Raw genomic sequence first — 22022 nt, 5'->3', positions numbered from 1 at the left:
ATTTTTTCAAAGCCTAATATTTTTGTGACGATACCCTTTAACTGAAGCGGCGATCAATGATCCGGACACTTTTCTTTTCGGATCGGGGCAATGATCCAATCGGACCTGCTATCGGAATAATACTTAAACCTACCCGGGATTTAAATTGCCTTTTCACTTCAGCTTCAACATCATACGTGTCCACCCCGTTTAGAATTTCAAAAGCCAAAGAAATACAGTCTTTTCCATCCTGATGATCGACCGTCGTCAGATATTCACTACTGACCCCTTCCACATTTTTTAGCACCTCATCAATTTGACCCGGGTAAATATTCACGCCCTTGACCTTCACCATATCATCGGTTCGGCCGATGATCCGATCATGTCGGGGATGCACGGATCCACAGGCACAAGGGCCGGGAACAAACCGGGTGATATCATGAGTTCGGTAGCGCAGCAGTGGTGCCCCTTCCTTCCGGAAAGTGGTAATTACCAATTCTCCATATGCTCCCATTGGTGCCGGTTTAAGGGTGTCCTGATCGAGAATTTCAAAATACAGATAATCCGACCAATAGTGAAGCCCATCATGTTGGCTGCAGTCAATCGAAATCCCGGGACCATAGATTTCGGTAAGTCCATAAATATCAAAAAGTTCAATTCCCAACTCTTTTGCAATCCGGCTGCGCATCTTGTCGCCCCAGCGTTCCGAACCGATAACGCCCCGTTTTAAATGGATTTGATCGCCCAGCTTCTGATTGGCGACCTCTTCGGCCAGCAACAGAGCATAAGATGAGGTAGACGCCAGCACCGTGGTTTTTAAATCGACCATCATCTGCAATTGTTTCTGGGTATTTCCCGGACCCATCGGAATGGCCATGGCTCCCATTTTTTCCGCTCCGGCCTGAAATCCGATCCCGGCGGTCCAGAGACCGTAACCCGGGGTAATTTGAATTCGATCCTCGTCAGTCATCCCGGCATACCGATAACAGCGGGCAAACATTTCTGCCCAGTCGGCCACATCCCCAGCCGTATAGGGAATGATCACTGGCTGACCAGTGGTTCCCGACGAAGAATGAATCCGTACCACTTCACGGTCCGGCACCGCCTGTAATCCCAGGGGATAAGCATTACGCAAATCGCCTTTATCGGTAAAGGGCAGCTTCTCAAAATCCGCCATGGTTTTTATGTCTGCCGCCACAATCCCCGCTTTTTTAAAACGCTGCTGATAAAACGGACTCTTTTCTTCCAGCCGCTTAACAAATCCCTGTAGATTTTTTAATGTTTCCAATGGCTTCTCCCTCTTTCTTATAAACAAAAAAAGACCCATCCTTTTATTGCATTGCTACAATAAAAGGATGAGTCAAAATAGCCCACGGTACCACCTTTATTCGCAAAACCGCTTTCGGTTTGCGCACTTAACTAAACAAATGCCATCACATCTGCCATCTGATAACGCTGATGAAACGTTGTGAAATACTCAGGCGCTGCCCTTTCCTCACACCCTCAAGTGCCCATTATGCCAGTCCGCTTTTTATCAGGCTTCCACCACCCCTAACTCGCTTTAAATGCGCCGCTGACTTTACTCCACCATCACAGGTTTTTTCTGAGTATAGCCTTTATTGATATCTTTGTCAAGACTGCAAGAGGTATTCGATCATAAAAACCCCCCAGGATCATTTGGAAAACCTGGAGGGTATCAATAGGGGTTTGACTAAACTTATATTGACTTTATCTTAACAGATTGACGCTGTCATCAATACCATTTGGATTCTTTGCCATAATACGAATTCAGGTACATTTCCCTGATTTCGCTCATGAGTGGATATCTAGCGTTGGCACCAGTACATTGATCATCAAATGCTTCTTCACATTTTAAATCCAGGTTACTTAAGAATTCCTGTTCATCGACGCCAAATTCTTTAATCGATTTGGGAACGCCAATGCACGCTTTCAGTTCTTCCACTTTGGCAATTAGACTTTCAAACTTCTCCTGATCGTTTTTACCGGGAAGACCGAGATATGATGCCATTTCTGCATATTTTTTCATCGTTTTCGGATACTGATATTGGGAAAAAGCGCCCATTTTTTTAGGTGCCTCAGAGGCATTATATTTCATCACTTCGGTAATTAGCAAGGCATTGGCGAAGCCATGAGCGACATGGTGATGGGCACCCAGTTTATGCGCCATGGAGTGACAAACCCCTAAGAAGGCATTGGCAAAAGCAAGCCCGGCAATTGTTGACGCGTTGGCCATTTTTTCGCGGGCTTCAACATCATCCCGACCATACTGATAGGCTCTGGGCAGATAGTCAAATACCAGCTTAGCCGCTCTTAACGACAATGCTTCGGTATAGTCCGTTGCCAACATTGAAACATAGGATTCCAATGCATGGGTCAACACGTCAATTCCCGATGTCGCCGTCAGCCCTTTCGGTTGATCCATCATCATATCCGCATCGCTAATCGCCATGGTCGGCAATAAGGAATAATCAGCGATGGAATATTTTGTCTGCGTTTTCTCATCGGTGATGATGGCAAAAGGGGTTACTTCCGATCCCGTCCCGGCGGTTGTTGCAATACAGACCATGATGGCTTTTTTGCCCATTTCCGGAAAACCATAGACGCGTTTTCTGATATCCATAAAACGCATGGCCAGATCGGCAAAATCGGCCTCTGGATGTTCATACATAATCCACATAATCTTCGCTGCATCCATGGCTGAACCGCCACCAATCGCAATAATCACATCCGGTTCAAACGCGGCCATCGCCGCTGCGCCCGCTTTGGCACATTCCAGGGTCGGATCGGGTGTCACATCAAAATAAGTATAATGTGAAATCCCCATTTCTTCCAATTGACTGGTGATATCTTTTGTAAAGCCACTTTTATACAAAAATGCATCTGTCACAATAAACGCTTTTTTTCGTTTGTAGACACATTGTAATTCCTGCAGAGCTACACTTGTGCATCCCTTTTTGAAATAAACCTTTTCCGGGGTTCTAAACCAAAGCATATTTTCCCGCCTTTCAGCCACTGTTTTTACATTCATCAATTCTTTGACGCCAACATTACCAGAAACAGAATTTCCGGCCCAGCTACCACAGCCCAGAGTTAAGGAAGGCAGTAGTTTAAAGTTGTAGAGATCGCCAATCCCACCATGTGATGAGGGTGTATTCACGAGGATCCGACTTGTTTTCATTCGTTCTTCAAACGTTTTTAACTTATCTGGTGCCTTAACTGTGTCAACATATAAAACCGATGTATGTCCAATCCCACCATCAACAACAAGTCTATCAGCGATATTGACACTATCTTCAAAATCAACACTCTTATACACCGCCAGAATTGGTGATAATTTTTCGTGAGCAAAAGGTTCCTTGGTCACATCTAATTCGGTCACTTCACCTAAGAGCACTTTGGCATCCTCGGGACACTCAAAACCTGCCAATTTAGCAATTTGATAGGCTGAGCGGCCAACAATCTGAGCGTTAATATTTCCCGCGGCATTAAGGATGATCTTTCTGACCATATCTTTTTCGTTTTCATCTAAAAGATAGCACCCGCGTTTTCTAAACTCCACAATACATTTTTCATAGATTTTTGCATCAATGACTACCGATTGCTCTGACGCACAGATGGTCCCATTATCAAAAGTTTTGGAAAGAATAATTGAGTTCACGGCCATCAGCACATCGGCTGTACTGTCAATAATAGCTGGTGTATTGCCATTCCCAACGCCAATAGCCGGTTTCCCTGATGAATAAGCTGATTTTACCATTCCCGGTCCACCGGTAGCGAGTACCACGTCAGCCGCTTTCATAATTTCCATCGATAATTCAACCGATGGCTCATCGATCCAAGCGATAATACCTTCTGGCGCTCCTGCAGCCACGGCTGCCTCTAAAACAATTCTGGCTGCTTCGATGGTACAATTCCGGGCTCCTGGATGGGGCGAAAAAATAATCCCGTTGCGCGTCTTTAGGGCAATGAGTGATTTAAAAATCGCCGTTGATGTCGGATTGGTTGTCGGTATAACCGCTGCAACAACACCCAGTGGTGCAATGATTGTTTTAATTCCAAAGGCCTGCGATTCTTCCAACACACCACAGGTTTGAGTATCTTTATAAGCATTATAGATATACTCAGAAGCAAAGTGATTTTTGATTACCTTATCTTCGACAAGACCCATCTTTGTTTCTTCAAATGCCATTTTAGCCAAATAGATCCGGTTTTTAGTTGCTGCTGTGGCAGCCGCCAGAAAAATGGCATCCACCTGTTCCTGAGTATAGGTAGCAAATAATCGTTGGGCAGCTTTCACTTCTTCTAATCGATGGTTAAGACTCTCAACGTTGTTGACAACATCTGGTCTTTGGATCACTGTCTTTGCTTTTTTCTTTTCTAACATTTTTTCCCCTTATTTATCACAATTAAGTTTTATTTTCACTAATAATTTCCATAATCCTTTTTCGAGCATCACTTTATCTGAAATTTTCTGTCACCTTGATGTGCTGACAATTTTTTGCAAGCTCTCTTTGTTTGCTATGCATATTTTGGATGGCCACTCCAGAATATCCATGCTTTTTTACAATCACCGCCTTCTTTTTTGCCTTACAACCGATTACACGTGCAGTTTTTTATATTTTTACTGTTTTTAGCAAATTTCTCTCTTCGCTTGGGGCTAATACTAACACCATCTTTTTACTTTTACAACGAAAACCGTGTCCTCATCGCATATGCATTTAGTTGATATAGCATATCAAATTTGATATAATGCGTCATATATCGCTTGAAACCGCAATTTATTACGTTCATTTCCAACTTTTTCCAACTTCACCATTGCATTTAAAAAAAGCCACCGATTCACATCAGTGGCTTTTTTTATCCTGGCATCTTTAAAAATAACATCCATAGTCTCTTGTTTTTTCTCTTAGCAAGTCCAGAAATTCTTTTTCACATTTTTTCTGAACATGATCCTCTTTAAAAATCATCATATCTTTCATATACTTTGCAAAGGCACCGCACCGCATTTGAACCAGTCCATATTTATCCAAAACTTCCTGGGGCATCGGGGAAACCCACATAAATGTATTGGGAATGGTACTAAGCAGTTCAAACTGACTCCCCCGCTCATACAGGTAAATAACCTTATCCTGGGAGCGCTCTTCCCGATCGTCCTCTGTCAAATCAACATAGTCGCCAGATGGCAAGCGATCATCACCATGGATAACTTCAATACAGTCTTTCAAATCATCATATGAGCGGATATGTTTATCGGCGATAACACTCTTTTTAGAGGTCAAAAGCAGATAGTCAAATTCTAAAATCATGCGATGCTGCAGTTTTTTGAGTTTCAGCAATGACAGATAATAACCTTCATGCAGCGAATTAAAGCGGATAATACCGATATCATATTGATAATCCAAGATATTTCGGATTGTTTTCATCGTGTTTGTTTCATAATAGTGAATCCGCAGCACGTTCTCTTCACTTAGTGAAGAGATGTATTCGGTAAACACTTCTGCAATATAATCAGCCCGGGGAACCGATATTTTTATATTAACCCCTTTGTCAGTCAGATCCGAATACTCAGTTTTTAGACTATTGACCTGATCCTGAATTTCTTTTGCATGGTTTAAAAACCGTTGCCCTTCCCGGGTTGTGACCACCCCTTTGGAGGTTCTCTGAAAAATGGTGATATCAAATTCTTTTTCCATCTCTTTTACGGCCCGGCTTAAATTCGATTGTGCTACAAAGAGCTTTTTAGCCGCCAAAGAGATGGAACCAAACTTATCAATTTCGATGATATATTGCAAATTCGTTAAATTCATCTACCCTTTACCTTTCCATCCAGTAAGTTACTAAACGTATTCGTTACCAAATTTAACACAATTACCTAAAAAAAGATATAAAAAAATAAATTAAGCATTTTAGATAAACTAAACCTCAACTTAAATTACCGTTTAAATTGATCTTATCAAGTGCAGATTACTAAGCCATTATTTAATCACACCATTTTCCAAACAGACCGCCAGATTCATTTTCTTATCTCCCGCTGTTTCAAAATGAACACTGGCAATGGTGCCGTTTCGGGTCAGGATGGTACCCGGTCCAAAACGCTGATGAATTACTACCGTCCCCTTATTATAGTTGCTGAGATCAATTGTTAATTCCCTTGCCCTTCCGGTATGGTAATTCCGATATTTTCCTGTCTGAATCCCAAATCCTTCTCGGGGTTTGGCCAGTGTCTCTTCAGGTCGGGATTTTTTTCTTGGCACCCCATCAATGAGATACGTTATAAACGGGGATGGTTTGATATCCTTCTCCCGGTGTTTAATACAGAGAAAAATCAGCTCCCGTTTGGCCCGGGTGGCGCCCACGTAAAAAAGCCGAACTTCTTCAGCATAAGCCTTTTGATCCTCCGGCGCGTTGGATACATTAGGAATCTGCCCTTCGGTGGCGTCAATGATAAAAACCTTCTCAAATTCCAGGCCTTTGCTGGAATGAAGGGTGGACAGGGTTACCCGGGGTATTTTCGCTTTTTTTATCTGGGGTTCCTGAAGCTTTTCAGCCAGACTTTCCAACTTATCAAAAAATTCCACAAAATTAGGCACCCGACCGCCGAGAATCTTCAGCACCGACAGCTTCTGTTCGATGTTTTCTTCAGATTGCCCGGAACTGATCCGAAAATTAAGATAAGACCGATACCCCAGCTCATCAAGAATCATCATGATACCTTTTTGTGGTGGCATTGTTCTCAGCTTTTTAAACCCGGCTTTGAGATCTTTAAGCCGCTTAACCTGCCAGGCCCGATCACCGCTTATCCGCATCAAAGCATCTAATGCCTTTTCTCCGCGCTTCATCAAAGTGCCGATCTGGCTGATGGTTTCACGGGATATAGCGGCATCCATCTTATAGTAAACCTGGGTAAATAAATTTATATCCCCGGGATTACAGGCAAATTCATAAAAAAGGCGGATGTCCTTAATCAAAAAATGATTAAAAAACTGGGGACTATGCTCTTTAATATGATAAGCAATTCCCGCCCCATCGAGAAGATCAACCAGGGGAATGGCCGATTCATTATTACGGTAGAGCACGGCAATTTCCTTACCTTCCCGTTTGATCGCCTCGATAATCAAGCTGTACTGGGCTTCGCTGGATTTTACCCATTCCCGGGCAATCGGCACGCCGGTAAACTCACTGTTATCAGGAACGGACATTTCTTTTTGATACCGTTCATGATTTAACTTGATAAAGGCGTTGGCTTTCTCGACAATTTGTCGGGTACTACGGTAATTGGTTTCCATCAAGAGCACCTCCCCCTGAGGCCAGGTCTCTTTAAAGGCCAGCAGGGATTCCGGAAAGGCGCCCCGAAAACCGTAAATACTCTGATCCTCATCACCCACCATAAACAGGTTGCCTCTTTCCCCGGTTAACATCTCAATAATCTTAAACTGAATTTTTGAGGTATCCTGAGCTTCATCCAAATGAATATAGGGATACTTTTCCTGAAAAAAGGCCAGCATTTCCGGATATTTTTTAAGGAGTCCCCAAGCATATTTTAAGATATCATCAAAATCCATCAACTGTTCTTTGAGCTTATAACTTTCATAAGCTTCATAGATTTTCAGGAAATCCACCTCCAGGGTTGGCAGCATATTGATTTCATCGGTAGTCAGCATCATGTTTTTGCAAAAACCAATCCGCTGGCAGATTTCTCCCAATTCAATTTCCCCGGGATGTTCTTTAAACAAATGCAAATACAGTTCCCGGATCACCGGGATCGTATTACCCAGCACCGTATGAGCCCGGCGGCGATAATGCCGTTCATAGTGGCGGATTACTCCCAGGGCGAAACTATGGATCGTGCTAAAATGGAGGGCTTCGGCCTGAGTCTCCCCAAATAGTTTGATGTATCGCGCTTTAAGATCGCGGGCACCCATCCGGCTGAAGGTCAGAGTCAGGATCTGCCCTGGATCAATTTGTAATACCCTCAGCATATAAGCAATCCGACAGATAATTACAGTGGTTTTTCCACTTCCCGGCACGGCCAGCAGCAGACTCTGGCCCCGGGTGCGAATAACCGCTTTTTGCTGCTGCGGATTTAGTTTTATTTGATAGGATTCTTTAAAGGTTTCAAAATTTTTCATGCATTAATTATAGCCGAAATCTTCTTTTTTATCCAGTCTATGCTATACTATAAAAAATTACGCCGTCATCGCTACGGCAAAAAGGAGATCGTCATGGCAAAAGCAATTATAATGAGTGGAATTTGTGGTTTTAAAACCGAGGTCTCAGCTGAAAAATCTGATGGATTCAATGTTCTTCTTGATATTCAAACCGACTGCCCGGCTTTTAGTGATTTAAATAATCAGTTAAAAGAGGTCGACAGCATGGCTTGTATCATGGACAAGGTTGGCGAAGGCCCCATTTATGAGGCCTGCCGCATTGATTGCAAACATAGCTCCTGTCCAATTCCCATGGGTATCGTAAAAGTGGTCGAAGTCGCTGCCGGTTTGGCACTGCCCAAAGATGTTACGGTGTCATTGACAAAATAAATCCGTTTTTTATTTGGCCATCACCCCATTTGATTGCGCGGCTGGGCTTAGCTGTTGCAATGCGGTTTTTAAGCACGATTTACTACCAAAAAAAGACCCCCTTTATCAACAAAAGGGAGTCTTTTTTTCGTTTGTCTTAGACGCCGTAGTAGGTCTGGTCCATTACACCTTTTAGTTTCTCACGGGTCATTGCCACCGGGTTAGTGGTAGTACAGATATCGGCCATTGCCTTATCTAGCATTTCTTCCCGGGCACCCAAATAATCTGCTTCAGATACGCCTGACGCCTTCAGCGAAACCGGAATATTAAGTGAAGCGCTCAGAGCAACCACACTATTATACAGGGTTTCGGTCGCATTACCAGAGACATTTAAGATACCGGAGCCGCTTAACAGCCGGGCATATTGATGCTGGACCTTGTCATCCTGACCGTTAAATTTGATCACATAAGGTAAAACAATGGCATTGGCCAGTCCGTGGGGTAGATGGAACATCGCTCCGAAGGCATGAGCAATACTGTGGGTGATGCCCAGACCGGCACTGTTAAAGGCGATCCCGGCCATACAGGAGGCAATCTGCATGCTGCCTTTGGCTTCTAAATCCGAGCCGTTGACATAACTGGGGTAAAGGCTTCTAAAGACCAGTTCCACGGCCTTATTGGCATAACAGCGGGCAAAGGGATTGTTATTTGTGGAAATAAAGGATTCAATGGCATGAGTCATAACATCCATTCCCGTGGCCGCCGTAGCCCCAGCCGGCACACTTTCAATGAGGATCGGATCAAGGATCGCTTCATCCGGCATCATCAGGATATCCGTTAAAGGAATTTTGGTATTTTTTTGTTTATCGGTGATAACGGCGTATTCCGTTACTTCCGATCCGGTTCCAGCCGTTGTCGGAATGGCAATAAAGGTCGGTTTATGAACATATCGGTCCTCAAAAAAGATCCGTTTGAAATTAACGCAATAAAAAATTATGGCTTTGGCCGCATCAATAACCGAACCGCCACCAATAGCAATCAGGGCATCCGGTTTGTTCATAATAATGTGCATCAGCCCTTTTTCCACAATTTCAGTGGAGGGATCAGACTCAATATCAGCAAAAATATGGTAAGTAACGCCTTTTGCATCCAGTTCATCGGTTAATTTTTTTAACAAACCAAACTTAACCATTCCCTGGTCAGTGGCAATACAGACATTTTTAAAATTATGTTTCTCAATTTGTTTCAGGGAACCTTCCCCATAATAAATTGCTGGCTTTACTTGAAAAAATCGCATGGGTTTTTCCTCACATTCTTAATTTTAGCGATACCTTTTTCTACAAAAGTAGTATCCGATTCAAATAATGTTTGAACTTTTTTCATTATAGCAAGAATCCTTGTTTAAATATAGATTATCCCTAATTTTTATTCCATGATGACCATTAAGTATCCTAATTTTGCCGCAATGCAAAAAGTCTATTGGATACCAAACTTTGTCTGGCATTCAATAGACTTTTTTGTCGTGCACCCCACTTCGACTACCAACTTCCAAGCGTTACACAGGTAGTTAGCTCAAATCAGATGATCCTCCGGCACATAGAAGGTCTTACTTACCGCTGCTTCATTCCTGACCTGACGGGGTTCATAAGTTTCTATTGCGAAGGGTCCAACTCTCAACGCTACTTTCCTCTGGCTGACCTCAAACTTTGGCGCCTCGATGGGGAATTCAACCCTGCTACAGCGGATTGCAGGTTACAAAGCACCGCTAACTCTCCGTCTAGCACGACCTAGTTATTATAGCCTATTAATTTCTAATTGACAAGAAAAAATAAATTCTTTAAGAAAGGTGAAAAAGAGTAATAATTGGGTAAGTAATCATTAAGTCAAGTTTATCATTGGCTATCTTAATTTAAATTGGAGGGTTCAGTTTGTATAATATACTTTTAGGCGGAGCCGCCGGAGATGGCATTGAAACAATGTCTGGTCTTCTCGAAAAAATGCTGAAACAATCGGGTTGTCATGTTTTTACAATCCGTGATTTTATGTCCCGAGTAAGGGGTGGCCACAATTTTACTCAAATACGATTTGGCAACCAACCCCTTTACGCCCACCGGGATGCCTTGGATGGAATTTTTGCCATTGACGAAAAAACCTTTCAGGAACACCAGCCCCAACTTACCTATGATGGTTTTGTTTTATGTGACGAGTCTTTGCCCATTGACGATTTCCGGGCTATTAAATTACCACTTAAAGAAATCGCCAGCAAACTTGGCAATGCCAAAGTGATTAGCAGTGTGGCCATCGGTGCTCTGCTTAAACTCTTTAATATTCCCCTTGATCACAGCACCGAAATTATGAAGTCAAACCTCCGGGCCGACCTTGTTGAGATTAACATAAAGGCGATCCAAAGTGGCTATGATTTAGTGGACTCGAATTTCGGCTTTCCAACGTCAGAAACATCTAAACATCTGCTCCTCTCAGGAAATACCGCCATTGGATTAGGAGCCGTTGCTGGTGGAATAAAATTTTATTCCGCCTATCCCATGTCCCCATCAACTACCTTGCTGGACTTTTTTAATGCCGAGAGCACTAAAATGGTCATTGCCGTGGAACAGGCCGAGGACGAAATAGCCGCCATCAACATGGCCATTGGCGCTTCCTATGCTGGTGCTACTGCCATGACTGGCACCTCTGGCGGGGGTTTTTCACTGATGGTAGAAGCCTTGGGTTTTACTGGCATTGCCGAAATTCCCCTGGTGGCTGTGGATGTCCAGCGCCCCGGACCAGCCACCGGCTTTCCCACCCGAACCGAACAAAGCGATCTGAAATTTGTCATCTCAGCGTCACAGGGAGAATTCCCCCGGATGGTCATTGCTCTGCGTGATCACGCTGATTGCTTCTATCAGACGGCTCGGAGTCTGGCACTGGCAAAAAAATACCAAATCCCGGTGATCCTTTTAAGTGACCAATACCTGGCTGATGCAACCACCACCGTCCCCATTTTCGATGCCAGTGAAGTTGTCCGTTTCAACGAAACAAAACCACCAACCGCAACGCCAGATCAGCCCTACCAACGCTATGCCCTTACTGAAAACGGCATTTCACCATTGGCCTTTCCCGGAAAACCCGAAGCTCTGGTGCGGGTTGACAGCGATGAACATGATGAGTGGGGTCAGATTACCGAATCCGCCAGTATCCGCAATCAAATGGTAGAAAAGCGAATGAACAAACTCGAAGGGTTAAAAAAAGAGCTGATCGAACCGGAGTTCTGGGGAGCGCATCAATGTCAATCGCTACTGGTTGGCTTCGGCTCCACCAGTGGTGCGATCAAAGAAGCGGTTGACATTCTCAATCAAGAACAAAAAAATTACGGGGCTCTCCTTTTCGGGGATATCTACCCGCTGCCAACCGAACGGCTTCGCCATTTTTCCGATCAAGTGATCGAGATAATCAACGTCGAACAAAATGCCACCGGCCAGCTGGCTGCGCTAATCCGCGAGGAAACCTTAATCAGCTGCGAACATAGCATTCTCAAATATGATGGCCGTCAATTATCGGTGGACGATATTTTAACCGGCATTAAAAATCTTAAGGGAGGTTTCTAATATGAACAAACAAGCATTCACCACCTATGAAACGGCCTGGTGCCCAGGCTGCGGCAATTTCGCTATTATTGAAACCCTCACCGGGGTTTTAAACCAGATGGAAACGCCACCGCATCAAGTTGTCCTGGTGGGCGGCATTGGCCAGGCCGCCAAAACAAACCAATACATCACCGCCAACGGCTTCAGTGGTCTCCATGGCCGTGCCCTGCCAGCTGCGGTTGCCATTAAAATTGTCAACGATGACCTGACTGTAATTGTCAATACCGGTGATGGTGATTCCTATGGAGAGGGGGGGAATCACTTTCTCCACAATATTCGCCGTAATGTCGACATCACCCATTTTGTTCACGACAACCAGATCTATGGTCTGACTAAGGGCCAACCCTCACCCACCTCGGATCCCTGTGACCTCGCCCATAAAACCAGCGCCTGCAATCTGGGCGCTACCTTTAATCCCCTGTTGATCGCCATTGCCGCTGGCGCTACCTTTGTGGCACGTTCTTTTTCCGGCGACAAGAAACATTTAGCTCAGATCATGGAAGCAGCCATCAGACATCCCGGCTACGCCCTGGTGGATATCCTCCAGCCCTGCGTCAGCTTTAACAAGAAAAACACCTTTGCTTACTATAAACAGCGGGTTAAACCGCTGGACGATACATATGATGCAACCAATAAACTGGCCGCCATCGAAAAAGCCATGGAATTTGGCGATACCATCCCCATTGGTATCCTCTACCAAGAGCAAGCGCCGTCCTACGCCGCTAAGCGGCCGGAACTCTTCGATGCCGTTCCCATTGTTAATAAGCAGGTTAACTTAGGCGAAGTCCAGACTTTAATCAATAGCTATATCTAATCGACACTAAAAAGAAACATGGATTCAGAATTGTTTTATCAGTATGGTGATGGCGCGGTTTTGCTACCCGCTTTCTCAATATACTTCTGACTTGATCCGGCTTTATTGCCGACTTTTAGTCCCCGGGTATTTAGGTTTAAATCGACCAATCCCGGGGCCTTTGACCGAAAACGTCAAAAATTTTCTATTAGAGTTTTTACCTTAATCTTTATAAAAACTTAAAATTCAGCCTTTTAATTTCTTTGTTTTCAGTTGTGATATTCAGTTGTGATATAATGAATAAAACATTTAAGCAAAAGGATGATTCATGAACGATAATAAACTTGACTTATTGCGCTTTCTCGCCAAAAACGGTGATCAAAACGCCATGCTGGAATTGGCTGATTACTATTATTTTAAAACTAACAAACAGGATCTCTCCCCTGAATTATTTCAGCTGGTTAAGGACTATTATTACCGACTGGCCGAACAGGGCAATGACCACGCCATGGCAACTCTGGGCTGTCTGTACTATGAGGGGGTTCGTCTGCCCCAGGATTTCAAACTGGCTAAATACTGGTTTGAAAAGGCCGCAGCGCAAAACAATCTGCTGGCTATCAATTATCTGGGTTACTGCCATTATTATGGCCGGGATATCCCCATCGACTATGAAATAGCCTATTCTAATTTTGCCAGGGCAGCCCAAATGGGCCATCATAATGGCATGTATAAGCTTGGCGATATGTACTACAATGGCCATTTTGTGGCCAAAGACCCAGCGATTGCCTTTTTTTGGTTCAACGAAGCTGAACAGGCCACTGATGAAAGCAGTTCGGAGTATCCAAACATTGCTTATCGTATCGGCCACTGTTTGCTTTTTGGCCAGGGCGTTCCCAAAAACTTATTGCAGGCCCTTTCCTGGCTTCACAAAGCAGAACTGGGCTGCTATCAGTTAATCCGAAACGGAGATGCCTATGCTGGCCTTACCCTGATCCGGGTTCATGAGGATCTGGAGCTTTTGCGCCATGAACTGGATGCAGAAGATTCATATCGTCACGCTGATCTGGGGAATCACAATCCGCTGAATACCCCTTAATCATGCTAAGTAACCCTGATCCGATAAACAATCTAATCCAATGCTACTGTAACAAAATGGAGGTAACCTGATGCAAAGAGTCGTTAAAATTTTTAAAACCGTTCCTTATCGCAGTTCCCAGATGGTAATGAAGCAGGTTGTCCAGATGCTGCCCCTGCCCATTCCCCCAGTTCTTCAAGGCCCCGGGATGGTCCGCCGTTTTCCGGAAATTATCACGATTTCCGAGGTGACCAAAGTTCTGGTGGTCACCGACAAACCCCTTTATTCAATGGGTTTACTGGATTCTTTTTTATGTGCCCTGGAAACCAACGGCATCGACGCCATTGTTTTTGACAAGGTTCAACCCAACCCCACCTTTGAAAATGTCGAGGATGGTCTGGCCCTGTATTACAGCAGCAATTGCCAGGGGGTGGTGGCCTTCGGCGGGGGCTCCCCGATTGACTGCGCCAAAATCATAGCAGCCAAGGTCACCAACCGCAAAAGTATCCCAAAAATGCGCGGACTTTTTAAACTGACTCACCGATTACCGCCGTTTTTTGCCGTCCCCACTACCTCTGGAACCGGTTCTGAGGCAACCATCTGCGCCGTGATCACCGATGTTAAAAACCACGAAAAATTTGCCATCAATGATCCTAAGCTGGTGCCCCTGGCCACTGTATTTGATCCCGAGCTCACGGTGGGACTGCCACCTTCTCTGACCGCCACAACCGGAATGGATGCCCTCACCCATGCGGTAGAAGCCTATATCGGGAAATACGACACTGCTTTTGTCAAAGAAAAAGCCCTGAATGCCACTGATATTATTATTAACAATCTGGAAGACACCTATCACAATGGCCGGAACCTTGACCTCCGGTTAAAAATGGCGCAGGCTTCCTTTGATGGCGGACTGGCTTTCACCCGCGCCTATGTCGGTTATGTCCATGCCATCGCCCATGCCATGGGCGGCTATTACGGCGTTCCCCACGGTTTGGCCAATGCCATTATCCTGCCTTATATCCTTGAATTTTCTAAAAAGGCGGCTGAGAAAAAACTGGCCGAGCTGGCTTTTTATGCTGGTCTGGGTGAAGCCATGAATGACGACAAAACCCTGGCGACTCTCTTTATTGAAAAAATCAAATCGATGAACGCCAATATGGGTATTCCCACCACTATTTATGCCCTGAAACAACATGACATTCCGGAACTGGCTAAACGAATTCTTAAAGAAGGAAATCCGACCTACCCGGTTCCCCGGATTATGGATTATCGTGAATGCTGTGAAATCCTGACTATGCTTTGTCCCAAAACAACTCCCGAGGCTTAAGTGAGGGTGCAGGTCTATCCTCCACCGTTTGCCAACCTGACCGATCTGGACGAGGATGGCATGATGGTGCTATCCCCCGGAGCTCGGCTGTCCACTGTTTACCGGCGGCTAAAAATCCCTCTGGTGTTACAGCCGCTTTTGATCTGTCATGTAAACTACCAGCGGGTGAAATTAAGTACCCAGTTAAAAGACGGAGATATTATTAGTTTTATGCTCCCCCTTGCTGGAGGATGAGAGGTAATTTTTTTGAAAGGCTATTGTGGAAAAATATTGATGGTGGATCTTTCGGATGCCACCTTTGACGAAATTAAAATCCCTGATATGATTTACGAACATTTTCTTTCCGGTGTCGGCCTGGGTGCCTACATCCTATACAAATATCTTCCCCAAGGAGCCGATCCCCTGGGGCCTGATAATATCCTCGGTTTTATCAGCGGCCTCCTCACCGGCACCGGCAGTTTTATGACCGGACGCTGGCTGGCCGTCTGCAAATCACCCCTCACCGGTGGTTTCGGTGACGCCAATTGCGGCGGTACCTTTTCTCCGGCGATCAAGCAAAGCGGTTATGACGGCATCTTTTTTAAGGGTCAGGCTCAAACACCCAAAATGCTCTTTATCGATAATACCGGCCCACAGCTCCTGGATGCCGCTGATCTCTGGGGTCTGGACACGGTGGCAACCGAAGCCGCTATTAATCAGAAAATCACTGCTAACAAAAAGCTGGCGATCGCAACCATCGGGCCGGCGGGTGAGCACCAGTCGCTAATCGCTGGAATTTCCAACGACGGCGGCCGGATGGCCGCACGATCTGGAGTCGGCACCGTGATGGGATCAAAAAAACTAAAAGCTGTGGTTTTGGCCGGTTCAAAAATGATTCGTTCCCAAGACTCTGAGGCTATCAAAGCCATCAGTCAGGATTATGCCAAAAAAGTCAAGGCTTCCAATCTTCCCGCAATAGCCACCGGGGCGATTTTGCCGATCATGGGAAAATCGATGGTCGCTACCGATAAGGCCATCCCCATCGATGGCATGTTATCCACGGCCATCATCAAAAAATGGGGCACTGGCTTTACCAACACCATGGGGATGACCATGGGCGATACCCCGGTCAAAAACTGGAAGGGTTCGGTGGCCGATTTTCCCTATCGTAAGTATCGTCATCTGAATCCTGACCACATCCAAAAGCATGAAATAAAGAAGTATCACTGTTATTCCTGCGTGATTGGTTGCGGTGGGGTCTGTGATATCAGTGGGATCTCAAAAGGCCGTTTTCTCCATACCCATAAACCGGAGTACGAAACTGTGGCGGCCTTTGGTTCACTGCTTTTGAATCAGGACCGGGATTCCCTTTTTATGATCAACGAACTCCTCAACCGGGGCGGAATGGACAGTATTTCAGCGGGAAATACCATCGCCTTTGCCATGGAATGTTACGAAAGAGGCTGGTTAAGTCAGGAAGTTACTGGTGGACTGGATCTCACCTGGGGCAATGCCCCAGCTATCATCACCCTGGTTGAACAAATGATTGCCGGAGTTGGCTTTGGCGCCATTCTCCAACACGGTGTTAAAAAAGCCAGCGAAATCCTGGGTATTGAATCCGCACCCCTGGCGATCCACGCCGGTGGACAGGAACCGGGCATGCATGACCCCCGGATGGATCCGATCCTCGGCATCCACTATAGCTGCGACCCAACTCCCGGCCGCCACACCATTGGCGCCGGCAGTTATTACACCTACATGCGAATTTGGGAGGATGTGACCTGGGCCCCCAAAGTAAAACTAGGCGAAGATAAAAACGATGAATATGAAGCGACCACTCAAGTTGGCCTGAAATCAATGCTCAATGCCTGTATCAAACAGATTCTTGATGGCTCCGGCGGCTGTTTTTTTGCCCTGGTCAGCGGACTGAATCACTTTAAGATTTTTGACTACCTCAACGCTGCCACCGGCTGGCAGAAAACCCCCAACGAATACATGACCATCGGTCTACGGATGCAAACCCTGCGTCAGGCCTTTAATGTCCGGGAAGGGATCAATCCCCGAGATTTTAAAATGAATGAACGGCTCAGCGGCAACCCGCCCTTAGCCGCTGGCCCCCTGAAAGGGAAACATTTTGATATCGATGAGATGATGGGTGTTCACTATCAATTTATGGGCTGGGACAAAAAAACCGGTATCCCCACCAAAACTGCCCTAGAGGATCTGGGCTTCTGTGATCTGGAAATGGAGGACTTCACCCATGGCTGATAAGAAAAAACCCGTCTTCGATTATGAGCGTTGTATGGCCTGCGGTATCTGCTCCGGTGATTGCCCCTTAAGCTGCATCGCCCTGCGTAAAACCGATATCGACAGCTACCAGAAAGCCTACCCGGTGCTCGATGAATACTATCGCTGCACCGGCTGCACCCGCTGCGCCAAAGCCTGCCCGGTAGAAGCGATCCGGATGACGTAACTAAAAAAGATGCTGATTGATTTTACATCATCCAGCATCTTTTTTTACATTTTATTTCATTTAATCAAGGCATACATACAGTAGTCGGTTATTTTTCCGTTTTTGAAGATGGCCTTCTTGCAAATTCCTTCTAACTTAAAGCCGGCCTTTTCAAGGGCCTTCCGGGAACCAATATTATCCACAAAGGGTCTGCTATAAATTCTAAAAATATCAAAATTAGCGAATCCATTTTCGCAGGTTTGGATTATTGCCTTTGTCATAATCCCCTTTCCCCAGAATGGTTCACCCAGCCAGTACCCCATCTCGGCCGTCTTACAGCTGACATCGTCCTGAAGCATCAATCCCACCGAACCGATGGGCTCATTGTCTATGACAATGGCTTTGATCGACTGTTTTGTCTGATCACGGTGCATACACTGGTCAATGAACATATGGGCATCGTCCAATGTGTAGGGTGATGGGAAAGCATTCCTTAAAAAGCAGGCAACTTTGGGGTTATTGGCATAGCGCACTAAGTTTTCTGCATCATCCAGTTTCCAATCTCTTAATTCAAATTTCATCTTTCTTCCTCCTGTGTAGAATAAGTTATGTTATGTCAGGCCAGATCCCTGGCGGATGCCGTTCTTTGGTCTGACTGCAACATACAGATTGACAGACTTTATTTCGTAATAGACTGCCCACTATTTCGCGTATATTCGCTGGCAGCCGTTGATTTAACTGTTTCAGGATTCAATGGCAAAGGCATCCTCACTGCTTTTAATGGCACCACTCTTAATCACTTTTATCTTTTGATCTTCAGTTAAATTAGTCACAACAATCGGTATGGCGGTTGAAGGAGCATGATCAGCAAGATAGTTCATGTCCACCTTCATCAAGAGATCGCCTTTTTTAACCTGATCGCCTGTTTTCACCAAAACTTCAAACCCCTTTCCGTCCAGTTTTACCGTATCAATCCCCACATGAATAAGGATTTCGGTACCATTTAGACTGGTCAGCCCAATAGCATGGTTGGTTGGGAACACCATGGTAACCTCGGCATCGCAAGGGGCGTTGATGGTGTCACCCGTGGGGAATATCACAATCCCATCCCCCACCATTTTGTTGCTGAAGGCCTCATCCGGTGCTTCGGTAATACTCTGCAAATCACCATCAACAGGTGCTGCAAAAATTTCCAGGGGTTTAGCTTTATTGTCTTTCGTTTCAGTTAGTTCTTCTTTGGCCGGTAATTTTTCAACCACTGGGATCATCGTTTCCTGATCACTTTCTGAACGCTCAAGATACTCATCCAACTTGGATTTAATCACCGTGACCTTGGGTCCATAAATAACCTGAATTCCATTTCCTTGCTGGATAACGCCCAGCGCTCCAGAAAGCTTCAGGATTCTTTCATCAACCTTTTTCCCATCCAATACCGTCACCCGAAGCCGGGTTGCGCATGAATCCAGATCACTGATGTTTGACTTCCCACCTAACCCGTTGACAATCATTGCCGATCCGGGATCACTGGATTCCACGTTCTGATCGTTACCCTTATTTTTACCTTTTTCATAATCTGCCCGGGTATAGAGCTTCGTTTCTTCGTCTTCTTCTTCTCGACCGGGCGTTTTTAGATTAAATTTATTGATTAAAATCTTAAATAAAAAGTAATAGAGAATAACGTAACCAACCCCCACCAAAACAATGTACAGCCAGTTGGTCTTGGCATTTCCCTGGAGAATACCAAATAGAGCGAGATCGATAATCCCGCCTGAGAAGGTCATCCCAACCCCAACATTCAAAATATGCATAAACATATAGGACAGGCCGGCAAAGACACTATGGATGACATATAAAAATGGTGCAACAAATAAAAATGTAAATTCAATCGGTTCGGTAATCCCCGTGATCATCGCCGTTAGTGCCGCCGATATCAATAGTCCACCGACCGCTTTTTGTTTGTTGGTTTTGGCGCATTTATACATGGCCAATGCAGCCCCAGGTAAGCCAAAAATCATAAACGGGAATTTCCCCGACATGAAGCGTGTGGCTTCCACTGAAAAGTGGGTGACATCAGGACTGGCCAATTGGGCAAAGAAAATGTTTTGGGCTCCCTCGACCAAAACGCCATCCACAACCATTGATCCCCCCAATCCGGTTTGCCAGAAAGGAAGATAAAAAACATGATGCAGACCAAAGGGAATTAATGCCCGTTCGATAAAGCCATAGATGAAGGTGCCGAAATACCCGGATGCAATGACCAAACCACCGATGGCATAAATGCCATTTTGAATAAACGGCCAGAAAAAGAACATGATCCCACCAATAAATAAAAAGACAATGGCCGTAATAATGGGTACAAAACGTGTCCCTCCGAAAAATGATACCACTGGCGGAAACTCAACCTTATAAAACCGGTTATGTAGAGCCGAAGTGACCAGCCCCACTAAAATCCCACCAAATACACCCATTTGCAAAGATGTTATTCCCACAATATCGGAAATTGAACCGCTTGGCAACATCTTGTTCGCTATAATCGGGACAAACGCACTGCCGCTGCTCTCAGCAGCGATTTGCCCCAGATTATTGGCAATCAGCAAGGTTTCCGGTGTATAGGTTCCGGTAATCTTAATAAGCGCAGCGATTACCGCATGCATAACGAAAAATCCAATTACGCCAGCCAGTGCTGCCACCGCTTTTTCCTGTTTAGCCATCCCAATGGCTACACCCATGGCAAAGATAATGGGCAGATTCGCAAAGATAATATTACCGGCAGCAAGCATGATACTTAAGATGTCATTTACAATGGTTCCCGGGCCCATCACCCCTATTAGATTGTAGGATTCAAGCATGGTCTCATTAGTAAATGATCCACCGATCCCTAAAAGAAGTCCAGCCACCGGCAGCAAAGCAATGGGTAACATAAAAGAACGTCCCACCCGCTGTAAAACACCAAAAATCTTATCTTTCATCAATAATCGCCTCTTTCTCTATTTAATTATTTATTCTTCATAATAGTATTACCCCATTTCTTTGAAAATATCTAAGAAGTTTTTTTACAAAAAAGACACCCGACCCTTTAGACTTAACTCACAGGCAAATTTAAAGGGTTGGGTGTCTAATCGTTTCAGTCACATCATTTTTAAATATTTTCAACTATTTAAAAATGGTATCCTGATTTCACCTTTTGTCAAGGCCATCATACCGCATCGTTACCAGAATTTTACAGACTGGGTAATGTTCCGGAAATCACCGCCGGTTCCAAGGCATTGATAACAGCCTGCATAATGCCGTTTGAGGTATAGGTTGCTCCTGAAATCGTATCAACTAGCGGAGTCTGCGCAGCAACAATCGCTGCCGGTACTGCATCAATGGCCTTGCCATAATACTTTACATTATTTTCATTGTGGGAGACCACTAAAACATCAGTAATCACATTTTCAGCGACTGTCACACACACCGTCAGCTCCGGTCCGTAACCTTCTGCCACGCCAGTATAAGTACCATCCTTCAAATCAACACTGCCTAAAAACAGATTGGCCTTGGTTAGCACCGTATCGGTTACTGCTGTATCCGTCGTCATCGTTGATGAGCTTTCAGGTGGGGCGGTGCTGGCATTTTCCGCCGTTACGGGATCGGTTTGATCCTTCGCGGCTGTTGCCGATACCGTTTCGGTTCCATACAATTTTGCCACCGAAGTCTCCACTTCCCTCAATGAACATTTAAAAAAGAACTCCGGACCCATGATTCCGCCCACTTCCCATAGGTGGATACCCAGGAACACAATCAACACCGCAGTTAGCCAGCGATGGGGTTTGATCCAGGTACACTTTCCCGGTAATAGTTTTCTCAGCATATAGGTTAACCCCAAAAGCACCCCCATCAGCATGCACAGGGTTCCAAAATTAAATGATAAAATGGTTCCTGAGGAAAAGAACCCATGAATACAGGCCGAGATCACAAAAGCGATTCCCATTGTTTTATGTGAATTTCTCAGATTTCGGTTAATTCTGGCGATAAATTTATTTTTTCTTTTACCCTTATTGATTATTCGTAGTAAATAGATGATCGTAAGTAAAAATGCAAAAATGACACTTAACCAGGCAGTTAACACGTTAATGATAATAGTCATCGCAATCCCTCCTTTTTCCTTATCATAACTGATGATTATGACAACTTTGTGTCATTTAAATTAGTTTAACGCATTTTTGTGATGATCATGTGACGAAGTAACCTGTT

At 44.9% G+C, this 22022-nt stretch carries 16 protein-coding genes and 1 other RNA gene; 8 read left to right on the top strand and 9 right to left on the bottom strand.

Annotated elements, in window-relative coordinates; all coding sequences use genetic code 11:
• Window positions 1–37: 37 nt before the first annotated feature.
• The 4 genes from U2P91_RS04240 to U2P91_RS04225 all read right to left on the bottom strand — a co-directional run bounded on the left by U2P91_RS04240 (window position 38) and on the right by U2P91_RS04225 (window position 8129).
• Window positions 38–1306, bottom strand: coding sequence for a phenylacetate--CoA ligase family protein (locus U2P91_RS04240; RefSeq protein WP_416173380.1), 1269 nt, complete (start codon window positions 1304–1306; stop codon window positions 38–40).
• 426 nt (window positions 1307–1732) lie between these two features.
• Window positions 1733–4384, bottom strand: coding sequence for a bifunctional acetaldehyde-CoA/alcohol dehydrogenase (gene adhE / locus U2P91_RS04235; RefSeq protein WP_322519119.1), 2652 nt, complete (start codon window positions 4382–4384; stop codon window positions 1733–1735).
• A 487-nt stretch (window positions 4385–4871) separates the two neighbouring features.
• A complete protein-coding gene (locus tag U2P91_RS04230) occupies window positions 4872–5807 on the bottom strand; it encodes a LysR family transcriptional regulator (RefSeq protein WP_111888892.1) in 936 nt (311 codons plus the stop codon).
• A gap of 168 nt (window positions 5808–5975) precedes the next feature.
• Entirely contained in the window at window positions 5976–8129 is a 2154-nt protein-coding gene (locus U2P91_RS04225; RefSeq protein WP_322519118.1) for an ATP-dependent helicase, read from the bottom strand.
• 93 nt (window positions 8130–8222) lie between these two features.
• Between U2P91_RS04225 and U2P91_RS04220 the strand changes: the two genes are divergently transcribed.
• Window positions 8223–8537 (top strand): DUF6951 family protein, encoded by a 315-nt coding sequence (locus tag U2P91_RS04220; RefSeq protein ID WP_111888890.1) that lies wholly within the window; start codon window positions 8223–8225, stop codon window positions 8535–8537.
• Window positions 8538–8673: 136 nt separating this feature from the next.
• Here the strand turns inward: U2P91_RS04220 and U2P91_RS04215 are convergent, their stop codons facing one another.
• A complete protein-coding gene (locus tag U2P91_RS04215; protein ID WP_322519117.1) occupies window positions 8674–9813 on the bottom strand; it encodes a 1-propanol dehydrogenase PduQ in 1140 nt (379 codons plus the stop codon).
• A gap of 223 nt (window positions 9814–10036) precedes the next feature.
• Window positions 10037–10302: signal recognition particle sRNA large type (ffs, locus tag U2P91_RS04210), an RNA gene on the bottom strand.
• Between the two features lie 142 nt (window positions 10303–10444).
• On the opposite strand from ffs, the gene U2P91_RS04205 reads away from it, so the two are divergent.
• From U2P91_RS04205 to U2P91_RS04175, 7 genes are all read left to right on the top strand, one after another.
• The gene (locus U2P91_RS04205; RefSeq protein ID WP_322519116.1) at window positions 10445–12121 is read left to right on the top strand and encodes a 2-oxoacid:acceptor oxidoreductase subunit alpha; all 1677 of its coding nucleotides are present in this window, start codon (window positions 10445–10447) and stop codon (window positions 12119–12121) included.
• Window position 12122: 1 nt separating this feature from the next.
• Window positions 12123–12974 carry a 2-oxoacid:ferredoxin oxidoreductase subunit beta gene (locus tag U2P91_RS04200; protein ID WP_322519115.1) on the top strand — a complete coding sequence of 284 codons (852 nt, stop codon included), beginning with the start codon at window positions 12123–12125 and terminating at the stop codon, window positions 12972–12974.
• A gap of 307 nt (window positions 12975–13281) precedes the next feature.
• Window positions 13282–14049, top strand: coding sequence for a tetratricopeptide repeat protein (locus U2P91_RS04195; RefSeq protein WP_322519114.1), 768 nt, complete (start codon window positions 13282–13284; stop codon window positions 14047–14049).
• A 70-nt stretch (window positions 14050–14119) separates the two neighbouring features.
• Complete coding sequence (locus U2P91_RS04190; protein ID WP_322519113.1) at window positions 14120–15355, top strand: iron-containing alcohol dehydrogenase; 1236 nt, start codon at window positions 14120–14122, stop codon at window positions 15353–15355.
• Window positions 15356–15589 carry a MoaD/ThiS family protein gene (locus U2P91_RS04185; RefSeq protein ID WP_322519112.1) on the top strand — a complete coding sequence of 78 codons (234 nt, stop codon included), beginning with the start codon at window positions 15356–15358 and terminating at the stop codon, window positions 15587–15589.
• Between the two features lie 12 nt (window positions 15590–15601).
• On the top strand, window positions 15602–17602 hold the full coding sequence (locus tag U2P91_RS04180) for an aldehyde ferredoxin oxidoreductase family protein (RefSeq protein ID WP_322519111.1): 2001 nt from the start codon (window positions 15602–15604) through the stop codon (window positions 17600–17602).
• Window positions 17568–17807 carry a 4Fe-4S binding protein gene (locus tag U2P91_RS04175; RefSeq protein WP_322519110.1) on the top strand — a complete coding sequence of 80 codons (240 nt, stop codon included), beginning with the start codon at window positions 17568–17570 and terminating at the stop codon, window positions 17805–17807. The genes U2P91_RS04180 and U2P91_RS04175 overlap by 35 nt, the downstream gene beginning before the upstream one ends.
• A 56-nt stretch (window positions 17808–17863) precedes the next feature.
• Here U2P91_RS04175 and U2P91_RS04170 read toward each other — a convergent pair whose 3' ends face one another.
• The 3 genes from U2P91_RS04170 to U2P91_RS04160 form a co-directional block, all read right to left on the bottom strand.
• On the bottom strand, window positions 17864–18367 hold the full coding sequence (locus U2P91_RS04170) for a GNAT family N-acetyltransferase (protein WP_111888881.1): 504 nt from the start codon (window positions 18365–18367) through the stop codon (window positions 17864–17866).
• A 162-nt stretch (window positions 18368–18529) separates the two neighbouring features.
• A complete protein-coding gene (locus tag U2P91_RS04165; RefSeq protein ID WP_322519109.1) occupies window positions 18530–20755 on the bottom strand; it encodes a glucose PTS transporter subunit IIA in 2226 nt (741 codons plus the stop codon).
• Between the two features lie 251 nt (window positions 20756–21006).
• The gene (locus U2P91_RS04160) at window positions 21007–21915 is read right to left on the bottom strand and encodes an FMN-binding protein (protein WP_322519108.1); all 909 of its coding nucleotides are present in this window, start codon (window positions 21913–21915) and stop codon (window positions 21007–21009) included.
• Window positions 21916–22022: the final 107 nt, after the last annotated feature.

This window comes from Acetobacterium sp. K1/6 (genome assembly GCF_034438075.1).
Taxonomy (GTDB): Bacteria; Bacillota; Clostridia; order Eubacteriales; family Eubacteriaceae; genus Acetobacterium; species Acetobacterium carbinolicum.
This window is presented reverse-complemented; position numbering and strand designations above follow the sequence as displayed.

Excerpts from the sequence above, each read along its gene's own strand:
- adhE (WP_322519119.1), bottom strand. The coding sequence starts at position 4,384 with ATGTTAGAAAAGAAAAAAGCAAAGACAGTGATCCAAAGACCAGATGTT.
- U2P91_RS04170 (WP_111888881.1), bottom strand. The coding sequence starts at position 18,367 with ATGAAATTTGAATTAAGAGATTGGAAACTGGATGATGCAGAAAACTTA.
- U2P91_RS04165 (WP_322519109.1), bottom strand. The coding sequence starts at position 20,755 with ATGAAAGATAAGATTTTTGGTGTTTTACAGCGGGTGGGACGTTCTTTT.
- U2P91_RS04190 (WP_322519113.1), top strand. The coding sequence starts at position 14,120 with ATGCAAAGAGTCGTTAAAATTTTTAAAACCGTTCCTTATCGCAGTTCC.
- U2P91_RS04215 (WP_322519117.1), bottom strand. The coding sequence starts at position 9,813 with ATGCGATTTTTTCAAGTAAAGCCAGCAATTTATTATGGGGAAGGTTCC.
- U2P91_RS04220 (WP_111888890.1), top strand. The coding sequence starts at position 8,223 with ATGGCAAAAGCAATTATAATGAGTGGAATTTGTGGTTTTAAAACCGAG.
- U2P91_RS04160 (WP_322519108.1), bottom strand. The coding sequence starts at position 21,915 with ATGACTATTATCATTAACGTGTTAACTGCCTGGTTAAGTGTCATTTTT.
- U2P91_RS04240 (WP_416173380.1), bottom strand. The coding sequence starts at position 1,306 with ATGGGTCTTTTTTTGTTTATAAGAAAGAGGGAGAAGCCATTGGAAACA.
- U2P91_RS04225 (WP_322519118.1), bottom strand. The coding sequence starts at position 8,129 with ATGAAAAATTTTGAAACCTTTAAAGAATCCTATCAAATAAAACTAAAT.
- U2P91_RS04195 (WP_322519114.1), top strand. The coding sequence starts at position 13,282 with ATGAACGATAATAAACTTGACTTATTGCGCTTTCTCGCCAAAAACGGT.
- U2P91_RS04230 (WP_111888892.1), bottom strand. The coding sequence starts at position 5,807 with ATGAATTTAACGAATTTGCAATATATCATCGAAATTGATAAGTTTGGT.
- U2P91_RS04200 (WP_322519115.1), top strand. The coding sequence starts at position 12,123 with ATGAACAAACAAGCATTCACCACCTATGAAACGGCCTGGTGCCCAGGC.